18 protein-coding genes are annotated in these 15,925 nt (G+C 60.7%); 7 read left to right on the top strand and 11 right to left on the bottom strand.

The genetic code is table 11. The features are described from left to right. Positions 1-45: 45 nt before the first annotated feature. A complete protein-coding gene (locus tag AC1DIJ_RS17215; protein WP_112387301.1) occupies positions 46-315 on the bottom strand; it encodes a hypothetical protein in 270 nt (89 codons plus the stop codon). A 120-nt stretch (positions 316-435) separates the two neighbouring features. On the opposite strand from AC1DIJ_RS17215, the gene crcB reads away from it, so the two are divergent. From crcB to AC1DIJ_RS17250, 7 genes are all read left to right on the top strand, one after another. Then, positions 436-813, top strand: a complete 378-nt coding sequence (gene crcB / locus AC1DIJ_RS17220; protein WP_112387302.1) for a fluoride efflux transporter CrcB — start codon at positions 436-438, stop codon at positions 811-813. 89 nt (positions 814-902) lie between these two features. Then, the gene (locus AC1DIJ_RS17225) at positions 903-1,895 is read left to right on the top strand and encodes an RluA family pseudouridine synthase (RefSeq protein ID WP_112387303.1); all 993 of its coding nucleotides are present in this window, start codon (positions 903-905) and stop codon (positions 1,893-1,895) included. Further along, positions 1,892-2,542, top strand: coding sequence for an HAD-IA family hydrolase (locus AC1DIJ_RS17230; RefSeq protein WP_112387304.1), 651 nt, complete (start codon positions 1,892-1,894; stop codon positions 2,540-2,542). Before AC1DIJ_RS17225 ends, AC1DIJ_RS17230 begins: the two co-directional genes overlap by 4 nt. 9 nt (positions 2,543-2,551) lie before the next feature. Next, positions 2,552-3,337: an ATP12 family chaperone protein gene (locus AC1DIJ_RS17235; protein ID WP_112387305.1), complete on the top strand. Its 786-nt coding sequence runs from the start codon at positions 2,552-2,554 to the stop codon at positions 3,335-3,337. Positions 3,338-3,408: 71 nt separating this feature from the next. Further along, on the top strand, positions 3,409-3,867 hold the full coding sequence (locus AC1DIJ_RS17240) for a hypothetical protein (RefSeq protein WP_112387306.1): 459 nt from the start codon (positions 3,409-3,411) through the stop codon (positions 3,865-3,867). 32 nt (positions 3,868-3,899) lie between these two features. Beyond that, entirely contained in the window at positions 3,900-5,432 is a 1,533-nt protein-coding gene (locus tag AC1DIJ_RS17245) for an acyl-CoA carboxylase subunit beta (RefSeq protein ID WP_112387307.1), read from the top strand. A gap of 124 nt (positions 5,433-5,556) precedes the next feature. Further along, entirely contained in the window at positions 5,557-5,952 is a 396-nt protein-coding gene (locus AC1DIJ_RS17250) for a DoxX family protein (protein WP_112387308.1), read from the top strand. A gap of 38 nt (positions 5,953-5,990) precedes the next feature. Here the strand turns inward: AC1DIJ_RS17250 and sugE are convergent, their stop codons facing one another. From sugE to lipB, 10 genes are all read right to left on the bottom strand, one after another. Next, positions 5,991-6,305: a quaternary ammonium compound efflux SMR transporter SugE gene (gene sugE / locus AC1DIJ_RS17255; RefSeq protein ID WP_112387309.1), complete on the bottom strand. Its 315-nt coding sequence runs from the start codon at positions 6,303-6,305 to the stop codon at positions 5,991-5,993. Positions 6,306-6,461: 156 nt separating this feature from the next. Next, complete coding sequence (fghA, locus tag AC1DIJ_RS17260) at positions 6,462-7,295, bottom strand: S-formylglutathione hydrolase (RefSeq protein ID WP_112387310.1); 834 nt, start codon at positions 7,293-7,295, stop codon at positions 6,462-6,464. Beyond that, a complete protein-coding gene (locus AC1DIJ_RS17265; protein ID WP_112387311.1) occupies positions 7,292-7,759 on the bottom strand; it encodes a YaiI/YqxD family protein in 468 nt (155 codons plus the stop codon). The genes fghA and AC1DIJ_RS17265 overlap by 4 nt, the downstream gene beginning before the upstream one ends. Positions 7,760-7,855: 96 nt before the next feature. Further along, positions 7,856-8,434 carry an S-(hydroxymethyl)glutathione synthase gene (gfa, locus tag AC1DIJ_RS17270; protein WP_112387312.1) on the bottom strand — a complete coding sequence of 193 codons (579 nt, stop codon included), beginning with the start codon at positions 8,432-8,434 and terminating at the stop codon, positions 7,856-7,858. Between the two features lie 104 nt (positions 8,435-8,538). Next, the gene (locus AC1DIJ_RS17275; protein ID WP_112387313.1) at positions 8,539-9,666 is read right to left on the bottom strand and encodes an S-(hydroxymethyl)glutathione dehydrogenase/class III alcohol dehydrogenase; all 1,128 of its coding nucleotides are present in this window, start codon (positions 9,664-9,666) and stop codon (positions 8,539-8,541) included. Between the two features lie 122 nt (positions 9,667-9,788). Next, positions 9,789-11,051, bottom strand: a complete 1,263-nt coding sequence (locus tag AC1DIJ_RS17280) for a zinc metalloprotease (protein WP_112387314.1) — start codon at positions 11,049-11,051, stop codon at positions 9,789-9,791. Positions 11,052-11,162: 111 nt separating this feature from the next. After that, the gene (locus tag AC1DIJ_RS17285) at positions 11,163-13,172 is read right to left on the bottom strand and encodes an acetyl-CoA carboxylase biotin carboxylase subunit (protein ID WP_112387315.1); all 2,010 of its coding nucleotides are present in this window, start codon (positions 13,170-13,172) and stop codon (positions 11,163-11,165) included. Between the two features lie 101 nt (positions 13,173-13,273). Continuing rightward, complete coding sequence (locus AC1DIJ_RS17290) at positions 13,274-13,966, bottom strand: hypothetical protein (RefSeq protein ID WP_112387316.1); 693 nt, start codon at positions 13,964-13,966, stop codon at positions 13,274-13,276. A gap of 98 nt (positions 13,967-14,064) precedes the next feature. Further along, on the bottom strand, positions 14,065-14,991 hold the full coding sequence (locus AC1DIJ_RS17295; RefSeq protein WP_112387317.1) for a DMT family transporter: 927 nt from the start codon (positions 14,989-14,991) through the stop codon (positions 14,065-14,067). Positions 14,992-15,048: 57 nt separating this feature from the next. Further along, a complete protein-coding gene (gene lipB / locus AC1DIJ_RS17300; RefSeq protein ID WP_112387318.1) occupies positions 15,049-15,762 on the bottom strand; it encodes a lipoyl(octanoyl) transferase LipB in 714 nt (237 codons plus the stop codon). Positions 15,763-15,925: the final 163 nt, after the last annotated feature.

The raw sequence follows: 15,925 nt of genomic DNA on the forward strand, positions 1-15,925 counted from the left end.
CCCGCGTCACAGACCGCGGGCCTTTCTGCCTTCCGGGGACAGAAGTTAGAAGTCTTCGTAGGATTTAAGCGCGTGCTGCAGGCCTGCCTGCGGCTGCTTGTTGCCCTTGGTCATCAGGTCCAGCGCCACTTCCGTCGACTGGATGATGTTCGGCATTTCTTCATGTTCGTCGGCCGCTTCGACGCCACGCAGCTGGCGCTCGGCAATCCTGCGGGCATCCTTCGCGGCCATGCTTGCCGGAACGCGCGGAGCGATCCGCAACGAGTCGAAGGCGGCAGCCGCAGTGCTTGCCGATATGGTCACGACCTGTGTCATGCTTTCGACGATACCGGTGTGGCGTTGGCTCCCGGCTAAGGAAAATACTCGCATTTTACCGATCTGCCGGAATTACCGGGAAACGATTGGAAATGCTCTTCTGCTGCGCTAAACAGGGCCATGTTCCAGGCTTTTCTCGTTGCCGCCGGTGGCGCTCTCGGCTCTCTGCTGCGTTATTTCGTCGGCCAGTGGTCGCTCAGACTGTGGGGTCCCAACTTTCCGTGGGGCACGCTGATCGTCAACGTTGCCGGATGTTTCGTCATCGGCGTGTTTGCCGAGATGATCGCCCGCCGTTTCAATGCGTCGGTAGAGCTGCGGCTCTTGCTGGTCACCGGCTTCCTCGGCGGGTTCACGACGTTCTCAGCCTTTTCACTGGACGCAATTTCGCTTTTCGAGCGTGGTGAAGCCGTGCTCGGCGGTGTCTATATCGCTGCCAGCGTCGGTCTCTCGATGGCCGCCGTTGTCGCCGGTCTTGCGCTGATGCGGGCGCTGATCTGAGATTCGGGTTTCCGTTTTCGACAAAAATGCTCTAAAGCCACCGGCAAAGGCCGCGCTTGGCGCCGGCAACTCTTTCCGAAAGTACTTTCATGGCTGGCATTGAACATATCACCGTCGAACCGGACGAGGCGGGCATGCGGCTCGATCGCTGGTTCAAGATCCATTTTCCGGGCCTGGGCTTCGGTCCTCTCCAGAAGCTCCTGCGCTCCGGCCAGGTGCGTGTCGATGGCGGCCGCGTCAAGACCGACGCGCGGGTGCAGCCCGGCCAGGTGGTGCGCGTTCCGCCGATTGATGTCGATGCCAAGAAAAACACCCCGATTGCCGGCCATGATCTGAAGCATAGTGGCGATTACGAATTGCTGCAGCGTATGGTGCTGCACGAGGACGACAAGGTGATCGTGCTCAACAAGCCGGCCGGCCTTGCTGTGCAGGGCGGATCGGGCGTAACGCGCAATATCGACAAGATGCTCGAGGCGTGGACCAGCCCGAAGGGCGAGAAGCCGCGGCTGGTGCATCGGCTCGACCGCGACACTTCGGGCGTGCTGGTGATTGCCCGCACCCGCGGCGCGGCGCAAAAGCTGACGGCGGCGTTTCGCGAGCGCGACACCAAAAAGACCTACTGGTCGCTGGTGAAGGGCGTACCGCGCAAGCACGAGGACAAGATTTCGACCTGGCTCGTCAAGGAGCAGACGCCGGACGGTGACCGCATGCGGGTCTGCAAGCACGGCGAGGAGGGGGCGGACCACGCGATCTCCTACTACAAGGTGCGCGAAACGGCAGCGCAGAACCTCGCCTGGCTGGAGATGGAGCCCTATACGGGGCGTACGCACCAGTTGCGTGTGCACGCGCTGCACATCGGCCACCCGATCATCGGCGACCCCAAATATTTCGACGACGACCATAACTGGGATTTCCCCGGCGGCGTGCAGAAGAAGCTGCATCTGCATGCGCGCAAGATCGACGTTCCTCATCCGAATGGCGGCCGTCTGCGGGTCACCGCGCCGCTGCCCCCGCATATGGTGCAGACCTGGAACCTGCTCGGCCTCGACCTCGCAGAGGCGGATCGGGAAGACTACGAATGAAGCTCGCCCTGTTCGATTGCGACGGCACGCTTGTCGACAGTGCTGCGCTGATCCATGAAGTCATGGCCCGGACCTTCGTGGCCTTCGGCCATCCGCGGCCTGCGATCGAAAGCACCAAGTCGATCATCGGTCTGACGCTCGATATCGCCATTGCCCGGATGCAGGGCAAACCGCATGTCGATGACGAGGCAGTGGCAATGACCGCGCACTACAAGAAAATCTACATGGATGTGCGCGGCGAACCCGGCATGGACGTGCCGTTGTTCGACGGTATCAAGACTGTCATTGCAGCGCTTGCGGCGCGCGACGACATCCTGATCGGTGCCGTGACCGGCAAGTCCCGGCGTGGCCTTGTCAGCGTTCTTGAAATCCATGGCTTTGCGCCACACTTCATCGTTTCACGGACTGCCGACGATTGCCCGTCCAAGCCGCATCCGGCCATGGTGACGGAATGCTGTGACGAAACCGGCATGAACCCTGCCGATACCGTTGTCATCGGCGATGCGATTTACGACATGCAGATGGCGAAGGCCGCCGGTGCCAAGGCGATCGGCGTATCCTGGGGATATGCCAGTGTCGATGAGCTGATTGCTGCAGGTGCCGATGCGATCGCCCATCATCCGAACGACGTGCTCGACCATTTATGAGGTGACGCCATGCGCGACCTGTTGAACGACCTTTCCGAAGGCCTCAGCCATCCCGATCCGATCCGCCGCGCGCAGATCCAGATGAAGAAGCCGCTGCCGAAACGCTTCTACAAGGAGGTTTCCGTTGCCGAGCAGGATGCCGGATTTGCGATCCTGCTCGACGGCCGGCCCGTCCGCACGCCTGCCAAACAGATCCTTGCCGTGCCGACCAAGCTGCTTGCCGATCTGCTCTCTGCCGAATGGCAGGCGCAGGCGGAGGTAATCGATCCGGCGACCATGCCTGTGACGCGGCTGGTGAACACGGCGCTCGACGGCGTGGCGACCGACACACAGGCGGTGTTCGACGATATTGTGCGCTTTTCCTCCAGCGATCTTCTCTGCTACCGCGCCGACCAGCCGGAGCTGCTAGTGCAGCGCCAGGCCGAGCGCTGGGATCCGGTGCTCGACTGGGCGGCCGGCGATCTCGGTGCGCGCTTCCTGCTGATCGAGGGCGTGATCCATCATGAGCAGCCGCGTGACGCCATCGCGGCTTTCGGCGTGACGCTTCGCCGCCATAATAGCGCGCTGGCGCTTGCCGCGTTGCATACGATGACGACGCTGACCGGATCGGCAATCCTGGCGCTGGCTTTTGCCGAGCGGCACCTGACGATGGACGAAGCCTGGTCGCTTGCGCATCTCGACGAGGACTGGACGATCGAGCATTGGGGCAGCGACGAGGAAGCCGAAGAGCGTCGCGCCAAGCGCTTCGAGGACTTCAAGGCGTCGGCGGATGTTTTTTTGGCGCTAAGGGCCTGAAACATATTGCTTTGACCGCCATAATGACGAACTCTGCGACTCCTGAGTGGGGATGGGTGCAGGGTTTTTCAATGAAGTGGCTGCGGTTGTGTTTTTGCCAGATAGCGATCATCTGCGCTGCCTTAACCGGCTGTGCCGGCATGGGTTCCAGCGAGCCGCCAGCCCCTGTATATGACGTCAGAAGTGCTGTGGTTCTCGGTGGCCCCGGGATCGCCGGGCCTCTGCTTTCAGGCATCAGCGACCGCGTCAATGCCGCCATCAATGCCACGGTCCGCACCGACGTCTATCCGCGCGTCGTGCTGACGATCCGCATCGTTTCCGTCACCAAGGGGCAGGGGTTCGACAACAACCGCAACGTCGCGAAGATTACCGCCGATGCTGCCTCTGTCGACGACGGGTCGGTGATCGGCGTCTCGGCTTTCGACGTGTCGAGCTTCGCCAACGATCCTGCGATGGCCGATCAGATTCTCGCAGAAGATATTGCCGCGCGGCTTCGCTCGGCATTCAAGCTGACGGCCGGGCGCGGCTGATCAATGCCGCGCTGGCGGCAGGAGGAGTTTTCATGAAGGAAATTCTCGAGGAGCTTGAGCGCCGGCGCGACGAAGCGCGGCTTGGCGGCGGGCAGGCGCGCATCGATGCGCAGCACAAGCGTGGCAAGCTCACGGCCCGCGAGCGGATCGACCTGATCCTCGATGAAGATTCCTTCGAAGAATTCGACATGTTCGTCGAGCACCGTTCCACCGATTTCGGCATGGAGAAGACCCGCTTTGCCGGCGACGGTGTCGTCACCGGCTGGGGCACGGTCAACGGTCGTACCGTCTTCGTCTTCGCCAAGGATTTCACGGTCTTCGGCGGCTCGCTTTCGGAAGCGCATGCCGAGAAGATCATGAAGGTTCAGGACATGGCGCTGAAGAACCGCGCGCCCGTCATCGGTATCTATGATGCAGGCGGTGCGCGCATCCAGGAGGGCGTCGCGGCGCTCGGCGGCTATGCGGAAGTGTTCCAGCGCAACGTGCTGGCATCGGGCGTCATCCCGCAGATATCAGTGATCATGGGGCCTTGTGCTGGTGGCGACGTCTATTCGCCGGCTATGACCGATTTCATCTTCATGGTGCGTGATACGTCCTACATGTTCGTGACCGGGCCCGACGTCGTCAAGACTGTGACCAATGAGACGGTGACGGCCGAAGAGCTCGGCGGCGCCTCCGTGCATACGACGCGGTCGTCGATTGCCGACGGCGCCTATGACAACGATGTCGATACGCTGCTGCAGGTGCGCCGCCTGATCGATTTCCTGCCCTTGTCAAACACATCGCCGATCCCGGAAATCGAATGTTACCAGCCGGTGACAGAGGTGGACGAGTCGCTCGATACGCTTGTGCCCGCCAACGCCAACAAGCCCTATGACATCAAGGAACTGATCCTGAAGGTCGCCGATGAGGGCGATTTCTTCGAGATCCAGTCGAGCTTCGCCAAGAACATCGTCTGCGGCTTCGGGCGCATAGAGGGCTCTACGGTCGGTTTCGTGGCCAACCAGCCGATGGTGCTGGCGGGCGTGCTCGATAGCGATGCATCGCGCAAGGCGGCGCGTTTCGTGCGCTTCTGCGATTGCTTCAACATTCCGCTGGTGACCTTTGTCGATGTACCGGGATTCCTGCCTGGGACGGCGCAGGAATATGGTGGCCTGATCAAGCATGGCGCAAAGCTGCTGTTTGCGTATGCCGAAGCGACGGTTCCGAAGTTGACGGTGATCACCCGCAAGGCTTTCGGCGGCGCTTATGACGTGATGGCGTCGAAGCATTTGCGCGGCGACCTCAATTACGCCTGGCCGACGGCACAGATCGCCGTCATGGGAGCCAAAGGCGCGGTCGAGATCATCTTCCGCAAGGATATTGCCGATCCCGAGAAGATCGCGGCGCATACGAAAATGTACGAGGACCGGTTCCTGTCGCCTTTCGTTGCCGCCGAGCGCGGTTACATAGACGAGGTGATCATGCCGCACTCGACGCGCCGCCGTCTGGCGCGCGGATTGAAGATGCTACGCAACAAGGATCTCTCCAATCCCTGGAAGAAGCATGACAACATTCCGTTATGAGCGAATAAAACTGTCCTTTCAGCTGTTTACGCACTGTCGAAGAAGTGAATAGACGTTGGCATTCCGTGATTTTTCTTGGGAATGGCGACGCGCTAACGCTCTTGCGCCCCTAAAAGGAGAGTTTATGTCTGGTATTTTTGATCGCCTGAACGCCTACCAACCCTTCGCGCTGGCTGCGCTCAGAATTTTCACCGCTTTGCTTTTTATCGAGCATGGCACGATGAAGCTTTTCGCTTTTCCCATCCCGCAAGGCGAGGGTGGTTCGCTGCCGCCGCTTTTCCTCGTTGCCGCATTGCTTGAGGTTATCGGTGGTCTGCTCGTTCTCGTCGGCTTCCTGACGCGCCCGGTTGCCTTCCTGCTGTCCGGTGAGATGGCGATCGCCTATTTCATGGCGCATTTCCCGCGCGGCTTCTACCCGGCGGTCAACGGCGGCGGCGAAGCGATCCTGTTCTGCTTCATCTTCCTGTTCCTGGTTTTCGCCGGAGCTGGCGCGCTGTCGGTGGACAAGCGCAACGCCTAAAGAAGACGCCGCGGGTCTTGGCCTGCGGCGTTTTTATCTCATGCGGTGAGCTTCAGCCCCGCGATGCCTGCAACGATCAGTGCGATGCAGGCGAGGCGCGATGCGGTCGCGGGATCGCCAAGCAGCCAGATGCCGAGAAGGACCGTGCCGACCGTGCCGATGCCGGTCCAGATCGCGTAAGCGGTGCCGATCGGTAGCGTCTTTACCGCCAGCCCCAGAAGCACGACGCTGATCACCATCGAGATAACGGTGAAAATCGTCGGCATGGGTTTGGTGAAGCCATCGGTGTATTTCAGACCGATCGCCCAACCACATTCAAAAAGTCCGGCTAGAAACAGCAGGAACCAGGCCATCTCACTCTCCTTTTCAAGAGCGAGGCCGTCCCCGCGACATTTGCGCCCGAGGGATCGGACGCCGCAGTCGTCTGCGTTGATTTCTATATGCGCGGAGTAACGGCCGAGTTCAAGGTAGGAATTGGCATAGCTGCCATGCCACCCGTTTCTTGCGCCTTACCCAAGCCGCTCGGCATGCCACTTCAAATGGTCGTCCATGAAGGTCGAGATGAAGTAGTAGGAGTGGTCGTAGCGCTCGTGCATGCGGAGCGTCAGACCGATGTCCGTGCCTTTGATCGCCTCTTCGAACAGCCAGGGGCGCAGGCCCTTTTCCAGGAAGCCGTCGGCCTTGCCCTGATCGATCAGGAACTCCGGGAACCGTGCGCCATCGCTTACCAGCGCGCAGGCGTCATACTGGCGCCACTTGGTCTCATCCGTGCCGAGATATTTTCCGAGCGCAGGTGCCGACCAGTCGGCTGTCGAAGGTTCGACGATCGGCGCGAAGGCCGAGCAGCTCTTAAAACGCTCCGGGTTCTTCAGCGCGATCGTCATCGCACCGTGACCGCCCATCGAATGGCCGAAGATGCCCTGACGGCTCATGTCGGCCCGGAATTGTTCGGCGATCAGGGCAGGGAGCTCTTCGGTGATGTAGGTGTACATCTGATAGTGCTCGGTCCAGGGCGATTCCGTTGCGTCGAGATAGAAGCCGGCGCCCTTGCCCATCTGCCAATTGGTCAGCTCGTCGGCAACGTCATTGCCGCGCGGGCTGGTGTCGGGGCAAACGATGATCAGGCCAAGTTCTGCAGCCATGCGCCGGTATTCGCCCTTCTCCATGACGTTTGCATGGGTGCAGGTGAGGCCGGAGAGATACCAGAGCACCGGGCAGGGCTCCTTGATCGCCTTCGGCGGCACAAAGACCGCAAAGGTCATGTCGCACTTGCAAGCTTCCGAAGCGTGGCTGAAGACGCCCTGCATGCCGCCGAAAGCGGTTGCCTGGGAAATGATGTTCATGGCTGACTATCCGTATTGGAGCTGGCGGCCTTGGCGCGCCGGCAGAGGCGATCGAATGTTTCCAGGAACCGTGAGCGGTCCTTGGGGCTGAAGGCGGCGTTGTAGCCCTTGCTCTCGCCGGTCTCGCGAAGATGGGCGCCGAGATCGCGCATGGCGCTCGCCATACCGATATTGGTGTCGTCGAAGACGCGTCCGGTCGGGCCGCTGACGAGCGCGCCGGTTGCGACACAGCGCACGGCAAGCGGCACATCGGCGGTGACGACGACGTCACCTTGACCTGCATGCTCCGCGATCCAGTTGTCAGCCGCGTCGAACGCATTGGATACGATGACGTTCTTCACCATCGGATCGCGCGACGGACGCAGGCCCGAGTTGGCGACGAAGGTGACCTCGATGCCGAGGCGCTCGGCAACCTTCAGGATTTCCGGTTTGACCGGGCAGGCGTCTGCATCGACATAGATCATAAAGTTCAATCTGTTCTTGCTGGAACGCCACGCGTTACCGCGTAGCGTTCTTTCTTTCGGCTCTCATAGTCCGGCGGCTGCCATCGGTTCAAGATGTCAGGCTTCTTTCAGTGTGCCGGCCTTCTTTGCCACCCAGGTGGCAATGACGTCCATCAGCGTCGGATTGAGGCAGTCGTAGGTCTCCAGGCCGATCTCCCTGAACTTGCCCCGCACGCCCGCCATCGCTGAAGGCGGCGTGCCGGTTTCAATGATCGAGGAGACGAAGGCCGCAAAGCCCGGTTCAGGCCAGCCGCTTTCCTGGAAACGTTCGGGATGAACGAAATCCAGCCCCTTGAACGCGTGATCGCGCTCCACTGGTCCGTACATGTGAACGCCGCACTGCTTGCAGGCATGGCGCTGGATCAGCGCTTCGGGATCGACGACGTGAAGCTTGTCGCCATTCTCCAGAACCGAGACATTCTCATGCGCCGCCACTGCCACGATCGAGAATGCGGCGCCCTTGGGCTTCCAGCACTTGCTGCAGCCACAGGCATGGTTGTGCAGTACCGTGCCCTTGACCGCCACCTTCACGGGCTTGTCCGTACAGGCGCAGACAAGCGTTCCGCCGTTGAAATTCGCCTGACCCTTCTTCACCCCGCCATCGAGCAGCGGGTGTATCGATACCTGGTTTGCCATGTTCAGCTTCTCCTCCTCAGCTGCCCACGGCTCCCAAATCAGGATCGATTTGCGACAAAGCCGCAGGCGATTTCAACGTCGAACCGCATTCCGCATCACTCTCCTCAGTAGACCACGACGCCCCGGATGCTTTCGCCCTTGTGCATCAGCTCGAAGCCCTTGTTGATGTCTTCGAGCGGCATCGTGTGGGTGATCATCGGGTCGATCTGGATCTTGCCCTGCATGTACCAATCGACGATCTTCGGCACGTCGGTGCGGCCGCGCGCGCCGCCAAAGGCCGTGCCCATCCAGTTGCGGCCGGTGACCAGCTGGAACGGACGCGTCGAGATTTCCTGGCCGGCGCCGGCAACGCCGATGATAACAGACTTACCCCAGCCGCGATGCGATGATTCGAGCGCCTGACGCATGACCTTGGTATTGCCGGTGCAATCGAACGTGTAATCGGCGCCGCCGATCAGGTCGCCGTTGCGCTTCGTCAGGTTGACGAGATAGGGCACGATGTCGTCGCCGACTTCCTTCGGATTGACGAAATGCGTCATGCCGAACTTTTCACCCCATTCCTTGCGGTCGGGGTTGATATCGACGCCGATGATCATATCGGCGCCGGCAAGGCGCAGGCCCTGCAGCACGTTCAGGCCGATGCCGCCGAGACCGAAGACGATCGCCGTCGAGCCGATCTCAACCTTGGCGGTGTTTATGACAGCGCCGATGCCTGTGGTGACGCCGCAGCCGATGTAGCAGATCTTGTCGAAGGGGGCGTCGGGGTTGACCTTGGCGAGCGCGATCTCCGGCAGAACGGTGAAGTTCGAGAAGGTGGAGCAGCCCATGTAGTGGTGGATCTTGTCCTTGCCGATCGAGAAGCGCGAGGTGCCGTCGGGCATCAGGCCCTGGCCCTGCGTCGCGCGGATCGATGTGCAGAGGTTGGTCTTGCGCGACAGGCAGGAATAGCACTCGCGGCATTCCGGCGTGTAGAGCGGAATGACGTGATCGCCCTTCTTCACCGAGGTGACGCCGGGGCCGACATCGACGACGATGCCTGCACCTTCGTGACCGAGAATTGCCGGGAAGAGGCCTTCCGGATCGGCGCCCGACAGAGTGAAATCATCGGTATGGCAGATGCCCGTCGCCTTCACCTCGACCAGCACCTCTCCGGCGCGTGGTCCTTCAAGCTGAACTGTCATGACCTCAAGCGGCTTGCCGGCTTGAACGGCGACTGCGGCGCGAACGTCCATCGTCTGATCTCCCTCATATGATTTGATGGCGGACATTGGCACGCCGGGTAAGGGAGGCTCAAGCAAAAAGCTTGATCAAAAGACACTTTGTCCGGGATGCGGCAGCGAGTTTTCCGCAAACGTCAGAAGAGGTTTTCGCTCGCGAAAATAATGGCATAGCCGTGCATCGCGATTGCCGCATAAAGCCCGAATGCCACAAGCATCCGCTCGCCATCATTCATCTCATCAAGCTTCTGGCGCGGCTTGACGGATCCCGAGCCGATCATGCTCAGCAGGATGAAGACGACGAGGCCGGCGATCAACAGATTGTTCGACAGTCCGATCTCCCAGCCGATCGCCAGAATGCAGCCTGTGACAGCGAAACTTGCCACCATCAGCGAATGGCGGGTGCGGAAAATCTGCCGCAGAACTTGGCCGCCGTCGAAGCGATGCATGGGCAAGAGGTTCAGCAGATTGAAGGCGCCGAGAATCAGCAGGAAGACAAGCAGCGGCCGTCCGAAACTGGCAGGCAGAAGGCCATGGCCGATCCCCTGGTATGCGGTGATGACGATCTGCACGAGGAAAGCCGACATGCCGGCGCCCATCAGCGCGCAGGCCGCGACCTCGAAGAGATTCTTGTACGGCCGCCCGCCAATGGCGATACCGCCGAGCAGGGGGACGAAGATCATTCGTACCGACCGATGTCCGAAGGCGCGATAGGCCGCCATGTGGCCAAGCTCATGAAGCACGATGACCAGCGTGAGAAAGGTGGAGATCATCAGGCCGCTGACGTTGAGCCCGAAGAATGGCCAGAGCAGCAGCGTCGAGAGGATCGCCAGGCTTGTCTGCACCAACGGACCTTCGAAGTAACCCTGTGGCTTCGAAATGCCGGTTTCCAGCCAGCCCTGCAGCGACCTTACCTCCCGCTGCAGAACGAAATAGCGGAAGAGCAGAAAAGCAAGACCGCGATAGTGGTCGGTCTGGCTGATCTCCAGAGTCGCCCCTTGCGGCGTTGCCCTGATAATGCGGCTCTCGGTGTAATGCGTCCAGAACTGCGGATCGAGCGTGCTGTCGTCGGCAATCCGGGAGCGGAAGGCATGAACGCCGCCAGCCGGGAGCGCGTCGAGCGCCAGGACGCGGCGCAGCGGCTCTCCATTGCGGTCGAGATGGCTGTAGACCTGCTCGACGAACCCAGGACGATGCGCGATTGGCCGGCTGCTGATGACGGCGTGATGCCAATCAGCGGCTTCGCCAGCGGGATTGATCGCCTTCCAGAGTGTTTCCGGCGAACAGTGGAAGGTTCTGACGACGCTGATCGTGCGTTGCCCGAGTGGCATACGCATCAACAGCCAGAGCAGGCCAAGATTGATCGATAGCAGCAAGCCTGCCGATTGAAGGGCCGTCATTCGCAACTCCGGCCCCAGCCACAGGACGAAAACGGCTCATCATAGAGCGGGCGTCTTAACAAAAATCCTTGGCTTTCAGGCTCTCAAAGGCTGCGGCTGTCCCGGAATGGGTCAGGCGAATTCCATGATGACGGCATCGACGGCCAGGCTTTCACCCGGCTTCGCCTTGACCTTGCCGACGACGAGGTCGCGCTCGGCGCGCAGGACGTTTTCCATCTTCATGGCTTCGACCACCGCCAGCGTTTCGCCGGCCTTGACCTCCTGGCCTTCGGACACCGAGATCGACACGACAAGGCCGGGCATTGGGCAGAGCAGGAGTTTCGACGTATCGGGCGGCAGCTTCACCGGCATCAGCCTGTCGAGTTCCGCGTGGCGCGGCGTGAACGTCTTCGTCCGGACAGAAAGCCCCTGCCAGTCGATCCGCAGGCCATTCAGGATGGGGCGGATCTGGGCGATGACTTTGACGCCGCCGATCGTTCCGGACCAGACGGGTTCGCCCGGTCTCCAAGTGGTGACAACCTGGATTTCGCTGCAATCTGCATTCATCCCCATGTCGAAGGGGATGGTGACGTGGCCTTCCGTCAGCGAGAGGCCGACATAGTCCTTGCCGATCCTGACCACCCAGTCGCTGCGCAGATCGCTGCTGGCCGCACGCAGGCGGTCGGCGTGGCGCTCGCGGCGGCTCGTTTCGATCAGCGATGCCGATAGCGCGATGGCTGCGAGAGCAGTCTGCTGCCAGCCGTCAGGTTCGGACGGGGCAAAGCCATCGGGATATTCCTCGGCAATGAAGCCGGTCGACAGGCGGCCCTCACGCCAGCGTGGATGTTTCATCAGTGCCGAAAGAAACGGGACGTTATGTTCGATCCCGTCAACGACGAAGGCGTCGAGCGCTTCGGCCATGGCATCGATGGCCGCCAGTCGGTCCGGCGCCCAGGTGCAGAGCTTGGCGATCATCGGGTCGTAATACATGGAAATCTCGGCGCCCTCATAAACGCCGGTGTCGTTGCGGACGATCACGTCGCCCTGCTTGCCTTCTTCAGGCGGGCGGTAGCGCGTCAGGCGGCCGATCGAGGGCAGGAAGTTGCGATAAGGGTCTTCGGCGTAGAGACGGCTTTCGATCGCCCAGCCGTTGAGCTTGATGTCCTTCTGCACGAAGGGGAGCTTTTTACCGGCGGCGACCCGGATCATCTGTTCGACGAGATCGATGCCGGTGATGAGTTCGGTCACCGGGTGCTCGACCTGCAGGCGGGTGTTCATTTCGAGGAAATAGAAGTTGCGGTCACGATCGACGATGAATTCGACGGTTCCTGCACTCTGGTAGTCGACGGCCTTGGCAAGCGCGACAGATTGCTCGCCCATGGCCTTGCGGGTCTTCTCATCGAGGAACGGCGAGGGCGCCTCTTCGGCGACTTTCTGATTGCGGCGCTGGATCGAGCATTCGCGCTCGCCGAGATGGACCGTGTTGCCGTATCCGTCGGCGAGCACCTGGATCTCGATATGACGGGGATCGACGACGTATTTCTCGATGAAGACGCGGTCATCGCCGAACGAACTCTTTGCTTCAGAGCGTGCCCGGTCGAAACCGTCGCGGACTTCGCTCTCGCTCCAGGCGATACGCATGCCCTTGCCGCCGCCGCCGGCTGAGGCCTTGATCATGACCGGGTAGCCGATCTCGCCGGCAATCTTTTCGGCATGGACGGCATCTTCGATGACGCCGAGATAGCCGGGCACCGTCGAGACCTTCGCGGCGTTGGCGAATTTCTTCGATTCGATCTTGTCGCCCATGGCGAGGATCGCTTTGGGCTTCGGTCCGATGAAGACGATACCTTCCTTCTCCAGCGCTTCGCAGAAGGAGGCGCGTTCGGAGAGGAAGCCGTAGCCGGGGTGTACGGCTTCGGCGCCCGTTTCCTTGCAGGCAGCGATGATCTTTTCGGCCACCAGATAGCTTTCCGAGGCCGGTGCAGGGCCGATATGGATGGCTTCGTCCGCCATCTCGACGTGAAGCGCATCCCGATCCGCGTCGGAATAGACTGCGACCGTCAGGATACCCATGCGCCGCGCAGTCTTGATCACGCGGCAAGCGATCTCGCCGCGGTTCGCGATCAGGATTTTCTTGAACATGCAGACTCCACCCGAAAAATGCGTTCTGAAGTTCTACGCAGAAACTTCAGAACGCACAATCGTGCGAAAGCCTTGCAGATATTCAGCTTTATGGCGTGGGGTCAGGCGACCGCCTGCTCGTCATCGACAATCCGTAGCCAGCGGCTGGTGCGCGGCTGGTGATAGTCGCGAAGTTCGAGCGCCCGCATGATTTCCACCCAGCGGGGATGGTTCGAGGCGGGCAGGGTCTCCGTCTCGATCCGCCTGAGAACGCCATGGGTCACCGGCGAAACCGGAATGACGCCGCCTTCGCTGACATTGCGCAGCACGCGCATGACGAAATCGATATCCTGGCGGGTGATGCCCTTGCGATCGACGGCGCGCGAAAGCTTGTAGCCGCCGACATTGTCGGTGATCGCAAGGCGCAGCTGATCGAGGGCGAAGGCACGCAGCTCGTCCGGCACATGGGAGGAAATCTCCATGATGTGCAGCACGAGCTCCAGCTCGAGCGCGGAATTGACGACACCGTCAGTCGCAAACATGCGCATGATCCAGGCAACGTTGATCGCGTCGAGCGAGCCCTGCGGATAGGTGTAATTGACGATGAAGCCTGCCAGGTTCTCGACGAAGAACGCGTTCCATTCCTGGCATTTTTCGGGGCAGGAATTGTTGAGGGCAAGCATGACGACGACGTCGTCGGATGTCCGGACGCCGTCCGGAAAGCTGTGCTTGCGCAAAAGGCCGATATCGTCGGCGGCAAGCCGATGCTTTCCGGCGATGACACATGCCGGGAAAGCGAGTCGAAATTCGCTCATTTTTTGTCTCCAGAACCTCATCATGAGGCCGGAGACGGTTCTAGCGCGGGCGAATTGAAGATCCCTGAACAACGACAGTTAACGAAATGCCGCGCCGTTCAGACGGAATTGACAGACTTCGACTGCGCCCGCTCGCGCCAGATGATGAAAAGCCCCGAGGCCACAATGATAGCGATGCCGATCCACTTGGAAAGTGTGGGAAAATCATTGAACAGCGCGTAGCCGAGAACCGTTGCCGAGATGATCTCGAAGTACTGAAATGGAGCAAGCAGCGAGAGCGGCGCCAGGCGGAAGGCGCGCACGATCAGCATATGGGCGTAACCGGAGATCGTTCCGAGAAGTAGAAGCAGGACCAGACCGAGGACGGACGAGGGCAGCGAGATTTCGAAATCCGGAATGCCTGCGGCTGCACCGCCCGCAAGTGCCACCGACATGAACAGCGTGCCGCCGATACCGGCCATGGTCTGCATCGTCAGCGGCGAATCGGCATCGCCGATGGCCCGGTTCAGGAACAGGTAGAGGGAATAGAGAAAGGCGCAGAAAACCGGCAGCAGCGCCTTCAGGCCGAAGATCTCGTAGCTCGGCTGGATCACGATCATCGCGCCGCCGAAGCCGACGACGATCGCCGTCCAGCGCCGCCAGCCGACCTTGTCGCCCAGGAACATCGCCGACATCGCCGTCAGCATGAACGGCTCGACGAAATAGATGGCGAAGACATCGGCGAGCGGCATGTATTTGACGGCGACGAAGAACAGCAGGCTGGCGGCGCCGTGTAGCGCGCCGCGCAACAGATTCATCCACGGGCGCTTGGCCGACAATGCCTTCCAGCGGAAGATATAGAGCAGCAGCGGCAGCGTGCAGACCAGCTGGAAGAAGAAGCGGTAGAACGTGACCTGGCCCGGCGACATCGATTCGAACGTCGCCATATATTTGGCGATCGCATCCATGGCCGGCAGGACGATCATGGCGCTGGCCATGATGGCCATGCCTTGGAGCGGGTTCTGGTATGATTGTGGCTGAGACATGCTGCGCTTTCGGAAACACAGCCATCAACCACAGGAACCGCGCCGGATCAATATGACCTAGGCGTCGGAGACAGTTTCTCCGAAAACCGATTCGAACGACTGACGCAGACGGATGTCGACATCTGACATCATCACCGGCAGGCCGAGATCGACAAGGCTTGTGACGCCATAGGCGGAGATCCCGCAGGGGACGATGCCGGTAAAATGATCGAGATCGGGCTCGACGTTGAGCGACAGCCCGTGAAAGGTCACCCAGCGGCGCAGGCGGATGCCGAGGGCGGCGATCTTGTCCTCACTCATCGTGCCATCCGGCAGCAACGGCTTTTCCGGCCGCCGCACCCAGACGCCAACGCGGTCCTCGCGCCGTTCACCGCGGACATTCATCGAATCGAGCGTGCGGATGACGACGTCTTCGAGGGCTGCGACAAAAGCGCGGACGTCCTGACGGCGTCGCTTGAGATCGAGCATCACATAGGCAACGCGCTGACCGGGACCGTGATAGGTGTATTCACCGCCGCGGCCGGTGGCGAAGACCGGGAATCGGTCGGGCTGCACAAGATCCTTGGCATCGGCGCTTGTGCCTGCCGTGTAGAGCGGCGGGTGTTCGACCAGCCAGACGAGCTCATCGCCGCCATCGGCGATCAAGGCCACTTCGCGCTCCATGGTTTCCACAGCAAGCTCATAGGGCACCAGCTCATCGGCGATGCGCCAGCGCACGGGTTTGTTGCCGGCCTGTGGAAACATGGAGAGTTGAAGATCGGTACGCAGCATGGACTTTTCCCTTGCCGCAAAGGCTCAGCGGCATGCTGCTATATGGCCTCGTTTGATAACCAATTCAAATGCTGCGATTTGTTTTGAAAAAATCTGTCATATCGCTCTTGTGCGCCCAAAATGCTTTTGCTACATGCTGCCTCGCCGACGCAAATCGGCTCTA

This window comes from Rhizobium sp. 10N427, from assembly GCF_056394605.1.